The 20,072-nt window shown below is 61.1% G+C and carries 16 protein-coding genes; 7 read left to right on the top strand and 9 right to left on the bottom strand.

Annotated elements, in window-relative coordinates; translation table 11 throughout:
- Complete coding sequence (locus AFK65_RS14390) at window positions 1–432, bottom strand: GNAT family N-acetyltransferase (RefSeq protein ID WP_007700454.1); 432 nt, start codon at window positions 430–432, stop codon at window positions 1–3.
- A 198-nt stretch (window positions 433–630) separates the two neighbouring features.
- Between AFK65_RS14390 and ypfM the strand changes: the two genes are divergently transcribed.
- Window positions 631–690, top strand: a complete 60-nt coding sequence (ypfM, locus tag AFK65_RS21880) for a protein YpfM (protein WP_100207200.1) — start codon at window positions 631–633, stop codon at window positions 688–690.
- A gap of 104 nt (window positions 691–794) precedes the next feature.
- On the opposite strand, the gene acrD is transcribed toward ypfM, so the two are convergent.
- A complete protein-coding gene (gene acrD, locus AFK65_RS14385; RefSeq protein WP_038856554.1) occupies window positions 795–3,911 on the bottom strand; it encodes a multidrug efflux RND transporter permease AcrD in 3,117 nt (1,038 codons plus the stop codon).
- Between the two features lie 135 nt (window positions 3,912–4,046).
- Window positions 4,047–4,691 carry a nitrate/nitrite response regulator protein NarP gene (gene narP / locus AFK65_RS14380; protein ID WP_038856556.1) on the bottom strand — a complete coding sequence of 215 codons (645 nt, stop codon included), beginning with the start codon at window positions 4,689–4,691 and terminating at the stop codon, window positions 4,047–4,049.
- A 196-nt stretch (window positions 4,692–4,887) separates the two neighbouring features.
- Here narP and nudK point away from each other — a divergent pair, with 196 nt between their 5' ends.
- The 3 genes from nudK (at window position 4,888) to AFK65_RS14365 (ending at window position 7,657) form a co-directional block, all read left to right on the top strand.
- Window positions 4,888–5,463, top strand: a complete 576-nt coding sequence (nudK, locus tag AFK65_RS14375; protein ID WP_038856559.1) for a GDP-mannose pyrophosphatase NudK — start codon at window positions 4,888–4,890, stop codon at window positions 5,461–5,463.
- A gap of 130 nt (window positions 5,464–5,593) precedes the next feature.
- Window positions 5,594–6,637: a DUF1176 domain-containing protein gene (locus AFK65_RS14370; RefSeq protein WP_038856560.1), complete on the top strand. Its 1,044-nt coding sequence runs from the start codon at window positions 5,594–5,596 to the stop codon at window positions 6,635–6,637.
- Window positions 6,638–6,712: 75 nt separating this feature from the next.
- Window positions 6,713–7,657 (top strand): hypothetical protein, encoded by a 945-nt coding sequence (locus tag AFK65_RS14365; RefSeq protein WP_007700442.1) that lies wholly within the window; start codon window positions 6,713–6,715, stop codon window positions 7,655–7,657.
- A 61-nt stretch (window positions 7,658–7,718) separates the two neighbouring features.
- Here the strand turns inward: AFK65_RS14365 and tkt are convergent, their stop codons facing one another.
- Together tkt and tal are read right to left on the bottom strand one after the other, a co-directional pair.
- On the bottom strand, window positions 7,719–9,713 hold the full coding sequence (tkt, locus tag AFK65_RS14360) for a transketolase (protein ID WP_038856561.1): 1,995 nt from the start codon (window positions 9,711–9,713) through the stop codon (window positions 7,719–7,721).
- Between the two features lie 20 nt (window positions 9,714–9,733).
- The gene (gene tal, locus AFK65_RS14355; RefSeq protein ID WP_038856563.1) at window positions 9,734–10,684 is read right to left on the bottom strand and encodes a transaldolase; all 951 of its coding nucleotides are present in this window, start codon (window positions 10,682–10,684) and stop codon (window positions 9,734–9,736) included.
- A 281-nt stretch (window positions 10,685–10,965) separates the two neighbouring features.
- Here tal and maeB point away from each other — a divergent pair, with 281 nt between their 5' ends.
- Entirely contained in the window at window positions 10,966–13,245 is a 2,280-nt protein-coding gene (maeB, locus tag AFK65_RS14350; RefSeq protein WP_007700428.1) for an NADP-dependent oxaloacetate-decarboxylating malate dehydrogenase, read from the top strand.
- Between the two features lie 351 nt (window positions 13,246–13,596).
- On the opposite strand, the gene fepC is transcribed toward maeB, so the two are convergent.
- From fepC to fepD, 3 genes are read right to left on the bottom strand one after another with little or no spacing between them, the layout of a single operon-like run.
- On the bottom strand, window positions 13,597–14,388 hold the full coding sequence (fepC, locus tag AFK65_RS14345; RefSeq protein ID WP_007700416.1) for an iron-enterobactin ABC transporter ATP-binding protein: 792 nt from the start codon (window positions 14,386–14,388) through the stop codon (window positions 13,597–13,599).
- On the bottom strand, window positions 14,385–15,377 hold the full coding sequence (gene fepG / locus AFK65_RS14340) for an iron-enterobactin ABC transporter permease (RefSeq protein ID WP_038856564.1): 993 nt from the start codon (window positions 15,375–15,377) through the stop codon (window positions 14,385–14,387). Before fepG ends, fepC begins: the two co-directional genes overlap by 4 nt.
- The gene (gene fepD / locus AFK65_RS14335) at window positions 15,374–16,354 is read right to left on the bottom strand and encodes a Fe(3+)-siderophore ABC transporter permease (RefSeq protein WP_407638604.1); all 981 of its coding nucleotides are present in this window, start codon (window positions 16,352–16,354) and stop codon (window positions 15,374–15,376) included. The genes fepG and fepD overlap by 4 nt, the downstream gene beginning before the upstream one ends.
- Window positions 16,355–16,488: 134 nt before the next feature.
- Between fepD and entS the strand changes: the two genes are divergently transcribed.
- Entirely contained in the window at window positions 16,489–17,733 is a 1,245-nt protein-coding gene (gene entS / locus AFK65_RS14330; protein ID WP_038856567.1) for an enterobactin transporter EntS, read from the top strand.
- Window positions 17,734–17,758: 25 nt separating this feature from the next.
- Here the strand turns inward: entS and fepB are convergent, their stop codons facing one another.
- Window positions 17,759–18,718 carry a Fe2+-enterobactin ABC transporter substrate-binding protein gene (fepB, locus tag AFK65_RS14325; RefSeq protein ID WP_038856569.1) on the bottom strand — a complete coding sequence of 320 codons (960 nt, stop codon included), beginning with the start codon at window positions 18,716–18,718 and terminating at the stop codon, window positions 17,759–17,761.
- 186 nt (window positions 18,719–18,904) lie between these two features.
- Between fepB and entC the strand changes: the two genes are divergently transcribed.
- Window positions 18,905–20,071: an isochorismate synthase EntC gene (gene entC / locus AFK65_RS14320; RefSeq protein WP_038856571.1), complete on the top strand. Its 1,167-nt coding sequence runs from the start codon at window positions 18,905–18,907 to the stop codon at window positions 20,069–20,071.
- The last annotated feature ends 1 nt before the right edge of the window (window position 20,072 follow it).

The raw sequence follows: 20,072 nt of genomic DNA, 5'->3' as shown, positions 1-20,072 counted from the left end.
TTAGCGTATATATCCCTGTTCGTGCATTTTGAATAATTTCTCATCGCTGGCGCACACCATGCCGCTGGTTAATTCGCGGAACTGATATTTTTTATAAAAAGCGACTTTATCCAAAACCGCATAGATAAAAACTTTACCAAAAGGTAAAAGCGTTTCGAGGATCTCGTCCATTAATTGATTCCCGAAACCCCGGCCCTGATAATCGGGATCGACAACAATGTCCGCGACATAGCTCGACCATGTGAGATCGCTAATGGCATGCGCCGTCGCCACCACTTTTCCGTCATGCAGGCCATACCAGCAGAAGGTGCTGTTGCGATAGCAGCGCTCGACTTCCCGCGGGTCGCGCGCGCCGAGCCCGGCGCGTTCTATCAGCGTCGCCAGCGCTTGCCAGTCGGGGTTTTCCAGGTGTTGATGTGTGATAATGCGCATGCCAGTTTACCTCTTTGTTGGTAAAAAATTCTCGAATATTGCCAGCCGTCACATTATAGACATCTTATCCTCGGCATATTGAATTCAGAGCCGATAAGTAAATACATGAAGGAGGCTTATCAATTCGATTGGTTAAATTGTCTTCACGCCACGCCGTTATTTTTGTATCATGCAAACAATAATAAGAGAGAGGTTATTATGATTGAACATGAACTGGGGAACTGGAAAGACTTTATCGAAGCTATGCTTCGTAAATAAATCCAGCAATAAGCAAGAGCACATCGCTTTAATAGACACACAGCAGCGATAGCGTAAAACGCTAAAAAAGGCGACCTGAACAGGCCGCCTTTTTCTTTTCCGGGTTATTCTTCAGGCGCAGGCTTCAGCGGAAAACGCCGGCGAATCAGTACAAAGAACAGCGGCACAAAGAAGATAGCCAGCAGGGTCGCGGAGATCATTCCGCCCATCACACCGGTGCCCACCGCGTGTTGGCTGGCGGAGCCCGCGCCGCTGCTGGTCGCCATCGGCAGCACGCCGAAGATAAACGCCAGCGACGTCATTAAAATCGGCCGCAGGCGCTGGCGGCAGGCGTCGAGCGTCGCGGCGATAAGCTCATGGCCTTTGCTGTTCATCTCATTGGCGAACTCGACAATCAGTATCGCGTTCTTGGCGGACAGCCCGATGACCGTCAGCAGCCCCACCTGGAAATAGACGTCGTTCTCAAGCCCGCGCAGCCAGGTCGCGAGCAGCGCGCCAATCACGCCGAGCGGCACCACCAGCATCACCGAGAACGGCACCGTCCAGCTCTCATACAGCGCGGCCAGGCACAGGAACACCACCAGCAGCGACAGCGCGTAAAGGGCGGGCGCCTGCGAGCCGGAGAGCCGCTCCTGATACGACATCGCCGTCCACTCCAGGCCAAACCCGGTCGGCAGCTGGCGCACCAGTTTTTCCATCACGTCCATCGCGGTGCCAGTACTTACGCCCGGCGCCGCCTCGCCGACAATCTCCAGCGCCGAATAGCCGTTGTAACGCTCCAGACGCGGCGAACCGGTTTCCCAGCGCGACGTCGCAAAGGCCGAGAACGGGACCATCGCGCCCGCCTGATTGCGCACATACCAGCGCGTAATATCTTCCGGCAGCATCCGGTATTTCGCGGCGGACTGCACATAGACCTTTTTCACGCGCCCGCGATCCATAAAGTCATTCACATAGCTTGAGCCCCACGCGGTTTGCAGCGTGTCGTTAATATCGTCGATGGAAACGCCGAGCGCCTGGGCTTTACGCTGGTCGATGTCGATCTGCAACTGCGGGCTGTCATCCAGACCGTTGTGGCGCACGCGGGTCAGCGTCGGCTCCTGGCTCGCCATATCGAGCAGGCGATCGCGCGCCTGCATCAGCGCGTCATGGCCAAGCCCGGCGTGGTCCTGAAGCTCCATATCAAACCCGGCGGAGCTGCCAAGACCGCTGATGGCGGGCGGGCTGCTGGCGAACACGCGCGCTTCTTTAATGTGGCGGAAGGCGGCGGTGGCGCGCTCAATGATCGCGTCCGCGCTGCCGGTATCCGGGTCGCGATCTTCCCACGGATTCAGGCGTACAAACATACGCGCCACGTTCTGGCCGTTGCCGCCGGGGCCGGAGCCGACGGTGGCGAACACCGAGGCCACATTGGCTTTTTCTTTCTCAAAGAAATAGCGCTCCACCTGCTGCACCACTTTCAGCGTCTGCTGCTGGGTGGAGCCGGAAGGCAACTGGACCGACGTCACAAACATGCCGCGATCCTCCTGCGGCAGAAACGACGTGGGCAGGCGCAAAAAGAGAAACACCATGCCGCCCAGCAGCAGGGCGTAGAGCAAAATCCAGCGCACGCTGCGCTGCAAAATTTTTCCGACGGCGGATTCATAACGCAGCGCGCTGCGCTCAAAGGTGCGGTTAAACCAGCCGAAAAAGCCGCGCGAGCCGTGGTGTTCGCCTTTTTTCAGCGGCTTAAGCAGCGTGGCGCACAGGGCAGGGGTGAGGATCATGGCGACCAGCACCGACAGCACCATCGACGAGACAATCGTGATGGAGAACTGGCGGTAAATCGCGCCGGTGGTGCCGCCGAAAAACGCCATCGGGATAAACACCGCCGAGAGCACCATCGCGATGCCCACCAGCGCGCCCTGGATCTGGCCCATCGATTTACGCGTGGCGGCGCGCGGCGACAGCCCCTCTTCGCTCATGATGCGCTCGACGTTTTCCACAACTACGATGGCGTCATCCACCAGCAGGCCTATCGCCAGCACCATCGCGAACATCGTCAGGGTGTTAATGCTGTAGCCGAAGCTGTAGAGCACCGCGAAAGTGCCGAGCAGCACCACGGGCACGGCGATAGTCGGGATCAGCGTGGCGCGGAAATTCTGCAAAAAGAGGTACATCACCAGGAACACCAGCGCGATCGCTTCAAGCAGCGTTTTAACCACGTCGGTAATCGAGGCTTTCACGAACGAGGTGGTCTCATACGCGACTTTATATTCCAGCCCGTGCGGGAAATAGTGCGACAGTTCGTCGAGCCGGTTCAGCACCAGCTGGGCCGTTGCCATCTCGTTAGCGCCGGAGGCGAGCTTCACGCCAAGGCCCGAGGCCGCTTTGCCGTTATAGCGGCTCAGATAATCATATTTCTCGGCCCCCATTTCGACCGTCGCCACATCGCCGAGCGTGACGGTCGACCCGTCCTGATTCACGCGAAGCGTAATGGCGCGAAACTGTTCCGGCGTCTGCAACAGCGACTGGGCATTAATAGTGGCGTTCAGCGCCTGATTATCGACAGACGGCGTGCCGCCGAGCTGGCCGACCGCTATCTGGCTGTTCTGCGATTTAATCGCCGCCACCACATCCGCCGTGGTGAGCTGAAAGCTGGTGAGTTTGTCCGGGTCAAGCCAGATGCGCATGGCGTACTGCGAGCCGTAGGCGTCGATATCCCCGACGCCGTTGATGCGGCTCAGCGGCTCCTGAATATTACTCGCCACATAGTCGGCGATATCCTGTTTATCCATGCTGCCGTCGGTGGAGACAAACGCGATGGTCAGGATATTGGTATCGCCGGTTTTACGCACCGTCACGCCCTGCGTCTGTACGGCCTGGGGGAGCTTTCGCAGCGCGGATTGCAGCTGATTTTGCACCTGCTGGACCGCTTCATCCGGGTCGGTGCCCGCTTTGAAATTCAGCGTCACGGTCGCCTGGCCGGTGGCGCTGCTTTGCGAGGACATATACATCAGGTTATCGAGGCCGGTCATATTCTGTTCGATGACCTGGGTGACGGTGTTTTCCAGCGTCTGGGCGGAAGCGCCAGGGTAGTTCGCCGCGATACGCACGTTAGGCGGCGCCAGTTCGGGATATTGCTCAACAGGAAGTGAAAATATCGCCAGCGTGCCGGTCAGGCAGATCAGAATTGCCAGCACCCAGGCAAAAATCGGGCGATCGATAAAAAAATTCGCCATGCGAGTCGGGACCTCTTAAATGCTTAGCGTCGTTATTATTGGTAGCCGCAATTACTGTAGCCTCAGGGGGCAGAGCAAACGTGGAGAAAATAAGGAGATAATGTAAATTATCTCGCGCGACGCAGGCTGAGGGCCTTATGCGCTGCGGGATTCCAGGAAGAGCACGGTGGCCGCGACGCGCGAGCGCACGTTAAGTTTGCGCAGTAAATTGCGAATATGCACTTTTACCGTCTCTTCAGAAATGTGCAGCGTGGAGGCAATCTGTTTATTCGACAGCCCGCGCGCCACCTCCTGCAACACGTCAAGCTCCCGCCCGGTCAGCAACGCAAACGGCGCGTTACGCTTCTCTTCAGGCTCGCGCGCGAGCAGATACGCCTGCACCTGCTCGCTGAATACGCCAGCGCCCGCCGCGCCCTCGCGGATGGCCTCCAGCAGCGCTTCCGGTTCGCTGTCTTTCAGCAGATAACCGTCGGCGCCCGCATCTATCATGGCGTAAACGTCGCTGCGCGCGTCAGAGACGGTCAGCACGATAATCCGCGCGCTCACGCCGTCGCGGCGCAGCATATTGAGCGTATCCAGCCCGCTTAAGCCCCGCATATTCAGATCCAGCAAAATGACGTCCGGGGCCAGTTCCCGCGCCTGCGCTATCGCCTCTGCGCCGCTGCTGGCTTCGCCCGTCACCTGAAACCGCGCGTCGGTTTCAAGCAACTGGCGCAGGCCGCGGCGCATCAGCGGGTGATCGTCAACAATCAGGACGTGCCAGGGGATAGTCTGCGACATGCTTACTCCGATCTTGGGTTGTTTTCTGCTTTGCGGCTGGATAAACCATAGCCTGTGCGTAAGCTTAACCGCCAGAAGCCGCGCTCAATGGGCGGAATACCGGAGAAAGCGCCTTTATTCCGGTGACGCGCCGGGGGCGACAAATGACGTTTCGGGTCGTACTATTCACCCCACACCAGGCGTTTATGGAGTCGCTATGTCGTTAAATGTCGAACTGATAAAAGATAAAATCCTGTCGGAAAACTACTTTGTTCTGCGCAATATTACCTACGATCTGACGCGAAAAAATGGCGAAGTAGTTCGCCACAAGCGCGAAGTCTACGATCGCGGCAACGGCGCCGCCGTGCTGTTGTATAACCGCGAAAAGAAAAGCGTGGTGCTGATCCGCCAGTTCCGCGTCGCGACCTGGGTAAACGGTAACCCGGACGGCATGCTGATTGAGGCCTGCGCGGGTCTTCTGGACGATGACGAGCCGGAAGTCTGCATTCGCAAAGAAGCCATTGAGGAAACCGGCTATCGCGTGAACGCGGCGGAAAAGGTGTTTGAGCTCTATACCTCGCCTGGCGGCGTCACTGAGCTGATTCATCTGTTTATCGCTGAATATGATGACGCCTCGCGCGCGAACGCCGGCGGCGGCGTGGAAGATGAAGAGATCGACGTGCTGGAAATGTCGTTTGACGAAGCGCTGGAGAAGGTCAGACAGGGCGTGATTCGCGATGCGAAAACGGTATTGCTGCTTCAGCATCTCCAGTTGCGTGGAATAATGGACTGATTTCCCTCACAATGAGAGACGGTATTACGGATAATGCTATCCGATAAATCCGATTGAGCCGCCCGTGCAGGGCAACGAAGATAGGCGCGTTTCTTCTTACCGTTGTTAACGCCCGGGATACGCGCCGTCCATGCTTTTTCGTCTGCTGTCACTGCTTAGCTGTTCTCTGCTGCTCGCCTCGCCGCTGTACGCCGCGCCCGCGCAGAAGATCTTCAGTGACTGGCAGGTGACCTGCAATAACCAGAATTTCTGCACCGCCCGTAACGTCGGTGGCCATCAGGATCTCGTGATAACCCTGTCGCGCAGCGCCGGGGCGAAAACCGACGCGTCGCTGCGCATCGAGACGGGCAAGCCGGAGGCCGCCGTCAGCAAAGCGCCGCCGCTCGCGCCGCGCCTGCTGCTGGATGGCAAAACGCTGGTGCCGGCGGGCAGCAAATGGCGCGACGCGCCGCGCCGTCTGCTGACGGACGATCCCGCCACCATTATCGATTTTCTCGATCAAATTAAAGAGTCGTCGGTCATTACGCTCAAAGACGGGCCGGGGCGTTTGTCGCTCGACGGGCTGAAGGCCGCGCTGCTGTTTATCGACGCCCAGCAAAAGCGCGTCGGCAGCGAAACCGCCTGGATTAAAAAGGGCGACAACCCGCCGCTCAGCGTGCCGCCTGCGCCCGCGTTGAAAGGCGTGAAAATCTCCAACCCGACGCCGACGCCGCTCTCTCACGACGAACTCAACGAACTGCTCGATTACGGCACCTGGCGGATGACTAACAGCCAGTGCTCGCTCGATCCGATGCGCCGTGAAGTACGTATTTCCGCGCTCACCGACGACACGGCGCTGATGATAATCAGCTGCGAAGCGGGCGCCTACAATACGGTGGATCTCGCCTGGCTGGTGTCGCGGCAGAAGCCGTTTGCCTCGCGGATGGTGCGCCTGCGCCTGCCTTTTGTGCCTGCTGATAAAGAGCAGGAGCTTGAGCTGATGAACGCGAGCTTCGATGAAAAAACCAAAGAGCTGACCACGCTCTCCAAAGGCCGCGGCCTTGGCGACTGCGGCGTCGCGACGCGCTGGCGCTTCGACGGCCAGCGGTTTCGTCTGGTGCGCTACGCCGAAGAGCCGAGCTGCGACGGCTGGCATGGCCCCGACGCCTGGCCGACGCTCTGGGTGACCAAATAATCCCGCTTCTGGCGGCGCGTGTTTTTGCGTATATTCCTGTGGCTTAACATAACCAATAACAATGGCAGGGAATGTATGGCTTTCACACAGGGGCTGCGCGCGGTTTTCGGGCTGGCGCTGGCAGGACTGACGCTTAGCGCCAGCGCCGCGATGACGCCGCAGGACGAACGCGACGCGAACGCGCTGGTCGCACGCTGGAACGACTTTAAAAATCACCCCACGGCCCAGGCCGGCGAGGCGCTCTATGGCGATCGGATAAGCTGGTACGGCAAGGCGCTTACGCGCGATGCGGTTATCCAGGAAAACGCCGCCTTCGTGCAAAAACATCCGCATTACGCCCAGACTATCGTCAGCAATATCACGCTCACCGAGCAGGACGGGCAGCCGCTTGCGGTGCAGGCCACCTTTGTGAAGCAGGCGGGGCTGGAGCCGCAAACGCCGCGCAACTACCCGGCGCAGCTCACCTTAACGAAACAGGCCGCAGGCTGGCGCGTCAGCGAAGAAACCGACTGGATAACCGAGGCGAACCGCCAGAAAACCCGCGATACCCGGCTGGCGGGCGGGCGCTTTAACGGCACGGCCAAAAGCTACGCCTGGCTGACGGCGCACGATCCGAAAACCAACGGCGTCTGCGATGAGAGCGGCGACTGCGAGTGTCAGCTCTGGAACAGCTATCCGGCCGTTAAACCGGCGTCCATCGCCTCCTGCATCGGCGGCGGCGTGGAGACGCTCTCAAACCTTGACGACAGCGGACGCGACCGCGCGCTGATTTATCCTGACTGGTGGAGCAGCGCCTGGCGGGCGACATATCTGTATGACGTGCAGCAACAGCAGTGGGTAAAAGCTATTCCTTCGTTTTCCATGAACCTCAACGTGCAGGAGGATGTGGACGGCACGTCGCTGGTGGCGCGCGACTCGCAGCATCCGGGACAGGTGATTGTCGCGCAGGCGCAGTGGGATGAGAAAACGGAAGATATTGTGATAAACAAAAACGCCGAGACGCTGAAGGTCCTGAAGTAAAACAGCGCAGGAAATAAAAAAGCCAGCCCATCGGGGCTGGCTTTTTTGCAGGTGCAAAGGCTTATTTGCCGAGCACTTTGCGGGCTTTTTCCACCACGTTCTCGACGGTAAAGCCGAAGTACGGGAAGAGTTTCTCCGCAGGCGCGGATTCGCCATAGCCGGTCATGCCGACGATAGCGCCTTTCAGGCCGACATATTTGTACCAGTAGTCGGCGATACCCGCTTCCACCGCGACGCGCGCGCTGACGTCGGACGGCAGCACCGATTCGCGGTAGGCTTCATCCTGCGCGTCAAACACATCGGTCGACGGCAGCGACACCACACGCACCGCCACGCCGTCGCCGCGCAGTCGTTCGGCCGCCTGAACGGCGATTTCCACTTCCGAACCGGTGGCAATCAGGATCAGATCCGGTTTGCCGCCCGCGTCTTTCAGGATATAACCGCCGCGCGCCACATCTTTCAACTGCTGCGGCGAGCGCTCGATCTGCGCCAGGTTCTGGCGGGAGAGGATCAGCGCCGTCGGGCCGTTATGGCGCTCGATAGCGGCTTTCCACGCCACCGCGGTTTCCACCTGGTCACACGGGCGCCAGGTGCTGAAATTCGGCGTCAGGCGCAGGCTTGCGAGCTGCTCCACCGCCTGGTGCGTCGGGCCGTCTTCGCCAAGACCGATAGAGTCATGGGTATAAACCATAATCTGCCGCGCCTTCATCAGCGCCGCCATACGCGCCGCGTTGCGCGCGTATTCGACGAACATCAGGAAGGTAGCGGTGTAGGGCACAAAGCCGCCGTGGTGGGCGATGCCGTTGGCGATCGCCGTCATGCCGAATTCACGTACGCCGTAATGAATATAGTTGCCCGCCGGATCTTCTTTCAGCGATGTCGAGCCCGACCAGATAGTCAGGTTGCTGGGCGCCAGATCCGCCGAGCCGCCGAGCAACTCCGGCAGTACCGGGCCATAAACGTTCAGCGCGTTCTGAGACGCCTTACGGGAGGCGATTTTCGCCGGTTCCGCCTGGAGTTTTTCGATGTACTCCTGCGTCACCTGCTGCCAGTTTTCCGGCATTTCGCCGCCCATACGGCGGTTAAACTCGGCCGCCAGCTCCGGGTAGGCTTCCTGATAAGCGGCGAATTTCTCGTTCCAGCTCGCTTCAACCTGGCGGCCTTTTTCTTTCGCATCCCAGCCTTTGTAGACTTCATCCGGAATTTCAAACGGCGGATAGTTCCAGCCGAGCTGTTTGCGGGTCAGCGCCACTTCTTCTTCGCCAAGCGCCGCGCCGTGGGACTCCTCTTTGCCCGCTTTGTTCGGCGAGCCGAAGCCAATCACGGTACGACAAATAATCAGCGACGGTTTATCGGTAACCTGTTTCGCTTCTTCAATAGCGCGTTTGATAGCCTCGGGATCGTGGCCGTCAATCTCATGCACTACGTGCCAGTGGTAGGCTTCAAAACGTTTGGCGGTGTCGTCGGTAAACCAGCCCTCGGTCTCGCCATCAATGGAAATGCCGTTGTGATCGTAGAAGCCAATGAGCTTGCCGAGGCCCAGCGTGCCTGCGAGCGAACAGACCTCATGAGAGATACCTTCCATCAGGCAGCCATCGCCCATAAACACATAGGTATTGTGATCGACGATCTCATGGCCCGGGCGGTTAAACTGCGCCGCGAGCGTTTTCTCGGCAATCGCCAGACCCACGGCGTTCGCGAGCCCCTGGCCGAGCGGCCCGGTGGTGGTTTCCACGCCCGGCGTATAGCCGATTTCCGGGTGGCCCGGCGTTTTGGAGTGCAGCTGGCGGAAGTTTTTCAGCTCTTCCATCGGCAGGTCGTAGCCTGTGAGGTGGAGCAGGCTGTAGAGCAGCATCGACGCGTGACCGTTGGAAAGAATAAAGCGGTCGCGGTCGTACCACGTCGGATTAGTCGGGTTGTGCTTGAGGAAGCCGTTCCACAGCACTTCGGCGATATCCGCCATCCCCATCGGGGCGCCGGGGTGGCCGGATTTGGCTTTCTGTACCGCATCCATACTCAGCGCGCGAATGGCGTTGGCTAAAAGCTGATGAGACATGTTTCTCTCCATGGCAAAAGTTAAAGTTTGGCGGCGAGCAGATCTTCCAGCGAGCGCTGGTCGACCGCGAACTGGCGAATGCCTTCGGCCAGTTTTTCAACCGCCATCGCGTCCTGGTTATGCTCCCAGCGGAATTCGGCTTCGGTCATCGGCTGCGGACGGTTAAAGCCCTGGGATGCCGGGATCAGCTTACGCGCCACCGGCGCATCGCTCTCCTGCAACTCTTTGAGCAGGTTAGGGGAGATGGTCAGACGGTCGCAGCCCGCCAGCGCCAGGATCTGCTCGGTACGGCGGAAGCTCGCGCCCATGACGATGGTCTGGTAGTTATGCTGCTTGTAATAGTCGTAGATGTTACGCACCGACTTCACGCCGGGATCTTCATCGACCACATACGGGTCCATCGGTTTGCGGGTGTTGTACCAGTCATAGATACGGCCCACGAACGGAGAGATCAGATACACCCCCGCTTCGGCGCAGGCGCGCGCCTGGGCGAAGGAGAACAGCAGCGTCAGGTTGCAGTGAATGCCTTCTTTTTCCAGCTCTTCCGCGGCGCGAATGCCTTCCCAGGTGGACGCGAGCTTAATCAGAATGCGCGATTTATCGATGCCCTGATCCTGATAGAGTTCGACCAGGCGACGCGCTTTGGCGATGCTTTTTTCTTTGTCGAACGACAGGCGGGCGTCCACTTCCGTCGAGACGCGTCCCGGAATGCTTTTCAGAATTTCCGCACCCACGTTGACCGCCAGTTTGTCGCTGGCTTCCGCCACCTGCTCTTTTTGCGTGCTGCCGCGTTTTTTGCCGTATTCCAGCGCATCGGTGAACAGATGCTGGTAATGCTCAAGGCTGGCGGCCTTCAGCAGCAGGGAAGGGTTGGTGGTGGCGTCCTGAGGCTGATAGTTACGAATCGATTCAATATCGCCGCTGTCGGCGACTACCGTTGTGAATTGTTTAATGCCATCGAGTTGGTTCATTTTGCTACTCCTTGAAAAGCAAAGATTTTATGGGGCGCTGTCAGTGTCGCCCGCCGGGATCTCATCAGGGACATAACAAAAAAGCATAGCAGACGCGCATAGCAATGCTTTCCCGAACCGGCAACATCGCTGCTATAAATTGATAACATCAAAGGGTTGCATGACTCAGAGTTTGGCGGTCTTCAAAGTTTAGCCGCCGCTAACGGGCGATACTGACGGCCTGGTTAAACGAGCGTGCGACACGCCGCTTCATACCCTGCAAGAGAAAAAGGATCAGCAAAATGGATGAACAACTAAAACAGAGCGCCCTCGATTTTCACGAATTCCCGGTCCCAGGCAAAATTCAGGTTTCTCCGACCAAACCGCTGGCGACCCAGCGCGATCTGGCGCTGGCGTATTCGCCAGGCGTGGCGGCGCCCTGTCTGGAAATCGCCGCCGACCCGCTGGCCGCCTATAAATACACCGCGCGCGGCAACCTCGTGGCGGTTATCTCCAACGGCACCGCGGTGCTGGGGCTTGGCAATATCGGCGCGCTGGCCGGTAAACCGGTGATGGAAGGCAAGGGCGTCCTGTTTAAGAAATTCGCCGGTATTGATGTGTTTGATATCGAAATCGACGAGCACGATCCCGATAAAGTGGTTGATGTGGTGGCGGCGCTGGAGCCGACCTTCGGCGGGATCAACCTGGAAGATATCAAAGCGCCGGAGTGTTTTTATATCGAAAAGAAACTGCGCGAGCGCATGAACATTCCGGTGTTCCATGACGATCAGCACGGCACCGCCATTATCTGTACCGCCGCGGTGTTAAACGGCCTGCGCGTGGTGCAAAAAAATATCTCTGACGCGCGCCTCGTGGTCTCCGGCGCGGGCGCGTCCGCCATCGCCTGTATGAACCTGCTGGTGGCGCTTGGCATGCAGAAGCACAACATCGTGGTGTGCGACTCCAAAGGCGTCATCTACAAAGGTCGCGAAGAGAACATGGCGGAAACCAAAGCCGCCTACGCGATTGACGATAACGGCAAGCGCACGCTCGGCGACGTGATCGAAGGCGCGGATATCTTCCTTGGCTGCTCCGGCCCGAAAGTCATGACCCAGGAGATGGTGAAAAAGATGGCGGATTCGCCGCTCATCCTCGCGCTCGCCAACCCTGAGCCGGAAATCATGCCGCCGCTCGCCAAAGAAGTGCGCCCGGATGCGATCATCTGCACCGGTCGTTCGGATTTCCCGAACCAGGTGAACAACGTGCTCTGCTTCCCGTTCATCTTCCGCGGCGCGCTGGACGTAGGCGCGACCGCCATCAACGAAGAGATGAAGCTCGCGGCGGTGCACGCCATCGCCGAACTGGCGCATGCCGAGCAGAGCGACGTGGTGGCTTCGGCCTATGAAGATCAGGAGTTATCGTTCGGGCCGGATTACATCATTCCGAAACCGTTCGACCCGCGCCTTATCGTGACTATCGCCCCTGCGGTGGCGAAAGCGGCGATGGATTCCGGCGTCGCGACCCGCCCGATTGAGGATTTCGACGCCTATAAAGACAAGCTCACCGAGTTTGTCTACAAAACCAACCTGTTTATGAAGCCGGTCTTCAACCAGGCGCGCAAAGATCCGAAGCGCGTGGTGCTGACCGAAGGCGAAGAGCCGCGCGTGCTGCACGCCACCCAGGAGCTGATTACGCTTGGCCTGGCGAAGCCGGTGCTGGTGGGCCGTCCTGGCGTTATTGAGATGCGCCTGAAAAAACTCGGCCTGCAAATCGAGGCGGGCAAAGATTTCGAGATCGTGAATAACGAGTCGGACCCGCGCTTTAAGGAGTACTGGAACGAGTACTACAGCATCATGAAGCGCCGTGGCATCACCCAGGAGCAGGCCCAGCGCGCCGTTATCGGCAACAGTACGGTGATTGGCGCCATCATGGTGCATCGCGGCGAAGCCGACGCCATGATTTGCGGTACGATCGGCGATTACCACGAACATTTCAGCGTGGTTCAGCAGATTTTCGGCTATCGCGACGGCGTGAAGGCCGCAGGCGCGATGAACGCGCTCCTGCTGCCGAGCGGCAACACCTTTATCGCCGACACGTACGTGAACGACGATCCGACGCCGGAACAGCTGGCGGAGATTACGGTCATGGCGGCGGAAACGGTGCGTCGTTTCGGGATCGAGCCGAAAGTGGCGCTGTTGTCGCATTCCAACTTCGGATCTTCCGATTCGCCCGCCGCCAGCAAAATGCGCGAGACGCTACAGCTGGTGCGTGAGCGCGCCCCGGATCTGATGATCGACGGCGAGATGCACGGCGACGCGGCGCTGGTGGAGAGCATCCGCAACGATCGTATGCCGGACAGCCCGCTGAAAGGCTCGGCCAACATCCTGATTATGCCGAACGTGGAAGCGGCGCGTATCAGTTATAACCTGCTGCGCGTGTCGAGCTCCGAGGGCGTGACCGTAGGGCCGGTGCTGATGGGCGTCGCGAAACCGGTGCATGTGTTGACGCCAATCGCCTCGGTTCGCCGTATCGTGAATATGGTGGCGCTGGCGGTAGTCGAAGCGCAAACCAACCCGCTGTAAGGCGTTAACGGCGGGTGCGCAGGCTTACCCGCCCTACAGGAAGGTTGATTTCGTAGGGTGGGTAAGCGAAGCGCACCCACCTGACGTTAACGGCGGGTGCGCAGGCTTACCCGTCCTACAGGAAAGGTTGATTTTGTAGGGGGGTAAGCGGCGCACCCACCTGACGTTAATGGCGGTTGCGCAGGCTTACCCGCCTTACAGGAAAGGTTGATTTTGTAGGGGGGTAAGCGCAGCGCACCCACCTGACGTTAACGGCGGGTGCGCAGGCTTACCCGTCCTACAGGAAAGGTTGATTTCGTAGGGTGGGTAAGCGAAGCGCACCCACCATTTACCCTGACGCCTCATTGCCCACTACCGCCGCCCGAGCGGCACCACCAGCGGCGTACCCGCCACCGGATCCTCAATAATCATGCACCGCAATCCGTAAATCGCCTCGATAAGCGCCGCGTCCACAATCTCAGAAGGCGCGCCCTCGGCGATAATCTTCCCGTCCCGCAACGCGATCAGATGGTTCGCGTAGCGGCACGCCTGGTTCAAATCGTGCAACACCGCGGCAAGCGTATACCCCTGCTCGCGATTAAGCGCGCTCAGCAGCTCCAGCAGATCGATCTGATGGCTGATATCAAGCCAGGTGGTCGGCTCATCGAGCAGCAAAATCGAGGTCTCCTGCGCCAGCACCATCGCAATCCAGGCGCGCTGGCGCTGGCCGCCGGAGAGCGTATCGACGCTCTGGTCGGCAAGCGCGGTCACGCCGGTCGCCGCCATCGCCTTTTGCACCGCGCGCTCGTCCTCGTCGCGCCAGCGGGTAAACAGCGGCTGATGCGGATAACGCCCGCGCGCCACCAGCTCCGCAACGGTGATATCCCCCGGCGCGCTGGCGTTCTGCGCGAGCAGGCCAATACGCCGCGCCACCTCTTTAGTGGCGAAGCGCTGAATAGCCTCGCCATCGAGCCGCACCTGCCCGCCGAGCGGTTTCATCAGACGGCTCAGCGTGCGCAGCAGCGTCGATTTGCCGCAGCCGTTCGGACCGATAATCGCGGTGAATTTGCCATCCGGGATCGCCACGTTCAGCCCGTCGGCGACGCGAAAATCGCCGTAGCCCAGCGTCAGCGCTTCGCCGGTCAAGCGTGAGGTCGTAGTCATCTCTTGCGTGACTCCTGTATCAACAAGGCGATGAGATAAATGCCGCCGAGGCAGACGGTGACGGTGCCCACCGGCAGCTGATAAGGCGTAAACAGATACTGCGCGCACAGATCGGCGGCCAGCAGCAGTAGCGCGCCGCACAGCGCCGCCTGGGTCAGCCCGAAGCGCGCGGTGCCGCTTAAGCGACGCGCGATATGCGGCGCCACCAGCGCGACAAACGAAATCGGCCCGGCCATCGCCGTCGCGCCTGCGGTCAGCACCACGCCGGTCAGCATCAGCAGCAGGCGAGAGCGTTCCACCGCCACACCCAGCGCGCAGGCGCTGTCGTCGCCCATCTCCAGAAGCCGCATCCGGCGCACCAGCAGCGCGCTCGCCAGCAGCGCCAGCGCAAGCAGCGGGGCGGCGGGCAGCGTTTTGCCCCAGGTGATGCCGTTCAGCGAACCGGCGTTCCACAGGCCCGCCGACAGCGCCGTCTCAAGCGACGCCTGCAACAGCAGCCACGTATTGAACGCCACCAGCATCGCGCGCACGCCAATGCCGATAATAATCAGCCGGAAAGTGTCGATGCCGTTGCGCCAGGCGAGGAGCCAGACGATAAACGCCGTCAGCGTGCCGCCCGCGATGGCGGTGAACGCGATAGCGGACTGGTGCTGGCCCGCCAGCACCATCGCCACCAGCACGCCGCTCCAGGCGCCGGTGTTAAAGCCCATCACATCCGGGCTGCCTAAAGGGTTGCGCATCAGCGACTGGAAAATCGCGCCGCTCACGCCGAGCGCGGCACCCAGCAGCAGCGCCATCGCCACGCGCGGCAGCCGCCATTCGGTGACGATAAGCGCAACATTGCGCGGCGCGTGGCCGGTCAGCGCCTCCAGCACCTTACGGGCTTCAAGCGTTACCGCGCCCTGCGTCAGCGCCCAGAGGCCGAGACCGATGCACAGGCTCAACATCAGCAGGCAAAAGAGCCCTAAACGAGGGGGAACGGATCTCATAGCGACGCTCCGCCGCGCCGCTGGCGCACCAGATAAATCAGCGCGGGCGCGCCGATAAACGCGCTGACCACCGATACCCGCAGTTCGCCCGGCACTACCAGCCTGCCAATGATATCCGCGAGCAGCAGCAGCGACGGCGTGGCGAGCAGCGTCACCGGCAGCGACCAGCGGTGATCCGCGCCCACCAGCCAGCGCGCCAAGTGCGGCATCATCAGGCCGATAAAGGCGATGGGGCCGACCACGGCGGTGGCGCTGGCGCACAGGAGCGTAATGGCGATAAGCCCGAACACCTGCGTGCGCGCCACGCGGCTGCCGAGCGCCGTCGCCGTGTCGCTGCCCATGCTCAGGCTGTTCAGGGCGCGCCCCAGCAGCAGCGCGATAACCGCGCCCGTGAGCACGACCGGCACAATGGCTTTAAGCGTCGTCAGGGTGCGGATATCAAGCGAGCCCGCCTGCCAGAAGCGCAGCTGGTCATACACCACCGGGTTTAACAGCGCGATGCCGCCGGAAAGCCCTTCCAGCACCGCGGCCAGCGCCACGCCCGCGAGCGTCAGGCGCACCGGGCTAAGCTGCCCGCCGCCCGCGCTGCCGGTAAACGCCACCACGAGTGTGGCGGCCAGCGCACCGCACAGCGCCAGCGCGAGAATATGCAGCGGATCGCTCACGCCCCACAGCGCCGCGCCCAGCACAATGGCGAAACTGGCGCCGGAATTGACGCCTAACAGGCCGGGGTCGGCGAGCGGGTTGCGGGTCAGCGTTTGCATCAGCGCGCCGGCAAGCCCGAGCGACAGTCCCGCGACAATACCCGCAAGGGTGCGCGGCAGACGCGCATCCAGCACGATGGTGCAGTCCGCCTCGCGGCAGGTGCCGGTGAGCGCGTCCATCACGAGAGAGAAGGGCAGGGATTTGGCGCCCGCCAGCAGGCTGAGGGCGACCATCAACAGCAGCAGTAACAAGAGACACCCCAGGACAACCATCCTGGAGGAAAGGCGCGAGGCCGACATAACGCACATCCTGGAATCGATAATGATAGTTATTATCACTCTTATCTGGCTATGTTAGCATGGCCGTCCCGTTATCCGGCAAGGAAAATTCGCGTTAAGGCCCTGTAATGAACCGACATTCGCTGTTACTGAACCTCTCGTTACTGAAAACCCATCCCGCTTATCGCGCCGTCTTTCTGGCGCGCTTTATCTCCATTCTCGGCCTTGGACTGCTCGGCGTGGCGGTGCCGGTACAGATCCAGACGCTCACCGGCTCGCCCTTCCAGGTGGGGCTGGCGGTCACGCTCACCGGGGCGGCGATGTTTATCGGGCTGATGACCGGCGGCGTGCTGGCCGACCGCTATGAGCGCAAAACGCTTATTCTGCTGGCGCGTTCCACTTGCGGCCTCGGGTTTATCGGGCTGTGGATCAACGCCGTGCTGCCCGCGTCGTCGGTCACTGCGATTTATCTGCTCGGGTTATGGGACGGGTTTTTCGGGGCGATCGGCGTGACGGCGCTGCTGGCGGCGACGCCCGCCATCGTCGGGCGTGAAAACCTGATGCAGGCGGGGGCGATTACCATGCTGACGGTGCGTCTGGGCTCGGTAATTTCGCCGCTACTCGGCGGCGTGCTGCTGGCCTGGGGCGGCGTGGCCTGGAACTACGCGCTGGCGGCGCTCGGAACTTTTCTCACGCTCCTGCCGCTGCTCACCCTCCCGGCGCTCCCCGCGCCGCAGATGCAACGCCAGCATCCGCTGCGCGCGCTGGCCGACGGGCTGCGCTTTCTTGCGGCAAGCCCGGTCGTGGGCGGCGTGGCGCTGGTCGGCGCGCTGCTGACGATGGCGAGCGCGGTGCGTGTGCTTTATCCCGCGCTTGCGAACCACTGGCAGATGGCGAGCGGCGAAATCGGCGTACTGTACGCCGCGGTGCCGCTCGGCGCGGCGCTGGGGGCGCTCACCAGCGGCGGGCTCGCGCACGCCCCGCGCCCTGGCCGCACGCTGCTGATTTCCTCGGTGCTGGCGCTGTTGGCCGTCGGCGCATTCAGCCTGATGCCGTTCTGGCCGCTGGCGTTTATCTGCCTGACGCTGTTCGGCTACCTGAGCGGCGTGAGCTCGCTTATCCAGTACCAGCTTATCCAGACCCGGACGCCGGATCACATGCTCGGGCGCATTAACGGCCTGTGGACCGCGCAAAACGTCACGGGCGACGCCATCGGCGCGGCGGCGCTCGGCGGTATGGGCGCCTGGCTGTCGCCGGTGAGCGCCGCGAGCGTGGGCGGGATTGGGCTTGCGATCGTTACCCTTGCGCTGGCGCTGCTTTTGGCGGAACTGCGCCGGTTGCGCCAGCCGCCGCCGGAACCCGCGCCGCATTAAAAAAGGGGCCATCCGGCCCCGTCTTTTACTGTTTGAACAATGCTTCAAGCCGTTTCAGCAACAGGCTGGCGCTGTAGTAATCGAGCCGGAAGGTTTCGGTGCCGAGCGCGTAAACCCGTTTATTTTTCACCGCCGGAAGGTGGGCCAGCAGCGGATCGCGCAGCAGCGCCGCGGCGTCTTTATCATCGGCGGCGAACAAAAACAGCGTCTCGCCGTTCAGCCCCGCCGCCAGATTTTCACCGCCGAGCTGAATAATATCGTGGCGTTTGCCCATGCTGGTGAGGCCGTGCGCGGCAGGGGGCGGCGCGAGCGTAAAGCCGAGCTGGCCGAGCAGTTTCCCCTGCGCCGATTCGGCGGTCCAGAGATTCGCGCCGTGCGCGGCGGGGTTATAAACCAGCGCGCTCACGGGCTGCGGCGGCAGCGTCATCTGCGCTTTCGCCTGCGCGAGCTGCTGGTCAAACTGCGCGATGCGCGCGGCGGCCTGCTTCTCATGACCTGTTATCTCGCCGAGCTGCGTTAACAGCGCCTGCCAGCTTTTGTCGTCGTAATTGATGATTAATGTCGGCGCGATAGCGGAAAACTGTTCGTACAGCGCCTGCGCCGAATCGCCGCCGGTGGCGCTCACCAGAATCAGATCCGGCATCTGCGCGGCCACGGCTTCGGCGTTTGGCTCGCCGATATACAGCCGCTCAACATGACGCGCTTTGGCGATATCACCCCACTGGCGCAGAAACCCCTGGTCGTCGGCGACGCGGTTGCCTGGCGACGTCGCGCCGCTCGCCACCACCGGCGCGTCAATCGCCAGCAACGAACCGGTCAGCGTGACGCTGGTAGAGACAATGCGCTGCGGCGCTTTTTCAAGCGTATGTACGCCGCGGCTGTCGGTAACCTGACGCGGCCACGACGCCGCCTGTGAGACTGAGGATATTCCTAAAACCAGCAGGCTGGCGGCGAGTACGGCGCGCAGGGCGGAAGTGAACGTCACGGCTACAATTCCTGTACGATGAGTTAATAATGCTTCTCATTTTCATCATTTGCCGACAGGATGCAAGCGGCGCTTTCGCCTCCACTTCTCCCCTGTGGTTGACAACCCCGTCATTTCGCCTTAGGTTACGCCTCCAAATACAAATGATAACAATTATCAGTTCACTTTTTGGTACAGGAGGAGCGCATGGATACGTCACTGGCCGGGGAACGCTGCGACGCTGCCGCATCCCTTTCATCTGACAGCTTTTTCTTCATGTCGCCTTATCGCAGTTTCACCACCCGCGGCTGTTTTACGCGGCTGGAGACGCCTGCCGCCGACGGCGCAGAGCGCCACGGCGTGTTTCAGACCGCGCTACGCGACGCGTTCGACCGCGCCCGCAGGCAGGGCATCGCGCGCCCCATCGTCGTCGGCGCTATTCCGTTCGATACCCGCAAACCGTCCGCGCTGTTTATTCCTGAAAGCTACAGCGATACCGCGCGCGGCGGTTATTCGCTTATCGACAACAGCGCCGCGCCGCGCGTTATCCGCCGTGAAGCGCTCCCGGACGAGGCGACGTTCAGGGCGATGGTGGCGCGCGCCGCCGCGCTGACCGCGACGCCTGCGGTCAGTAAAATCGTCCTCTCCCGCCTTATCGATATCACCACCGGGCAGGCCCCGGACAGCCTGGCGCTGCTGGCGCGTCTGGTGGCGCAAAACCCCGCGAGTTTTAACTTCCATGTGCCGCTGCCGGACGGCGGCGCGCTGCTCGGCGCGAGCCCGGAACTGCTGCTGCGCAAAGACGGCGATACGTTCAGCTCGCTGCCGCTGGCGGGCTCCGCGCGCCGCCATGCCGACGCGGCGCAGGATAAAAGCGCAGGCCAGGCGCTGCTCTGCTCGGCCAAAGATCGCCATGAACATGAGCTGGTGACGCAGGCGATGCGCGACGTACTCGCGCCGCGCAGCCAGCGCCTCGCGATGCCGGGCGCGCCGGAGCTGATTACCACGCCGACGCTCTGGCATCTCGCGACGCCCGTCGAGGGCGAAACGCGCTTTGCGGATGACAACGCGCTGTCGCTCGCCTGCCTGCTGCACCCGACGCCCGCGCTGAGCGGTTACCCGCATGAAGCGGCGAAAGCGTATATCGCCGAGCTGGAACCGTTCGATCGCGAGCTGTTCGGCGGAATTGTCGGCTGGTGCGATGCCGACGGCAACGGCGAGTGGGCGGTGACTATCCGCTGCGCGCGTCTGCGGGAAAATCAGGTGCGGCTGTTTGCGGGCGCGGGGATTGTTCCGGCGTCCGATCCGGCCTCGGAGTGGCGCGAAACCGGCGTCAAGCTCTCCACCATGCTCCACGTTTTAGGTCTTCACTGAG

It is taken from the genome of Cronobacter universalis NCTC 9529 (genome assembly GCF_001277175.1).
Taxonomy (GTDB): domain Bacteria; phylum Pseudomonadota; class Gammaproteobacteria; order Enterobacterales; family Enterobacteriaceae; genus Cronobacter; species Cronobacter universalis.
The sequence above is the reverse complement of the archived record's forward strand: the minus strand, read 5'-3'. Positions and strand labels throughout refer to the sequence as shown.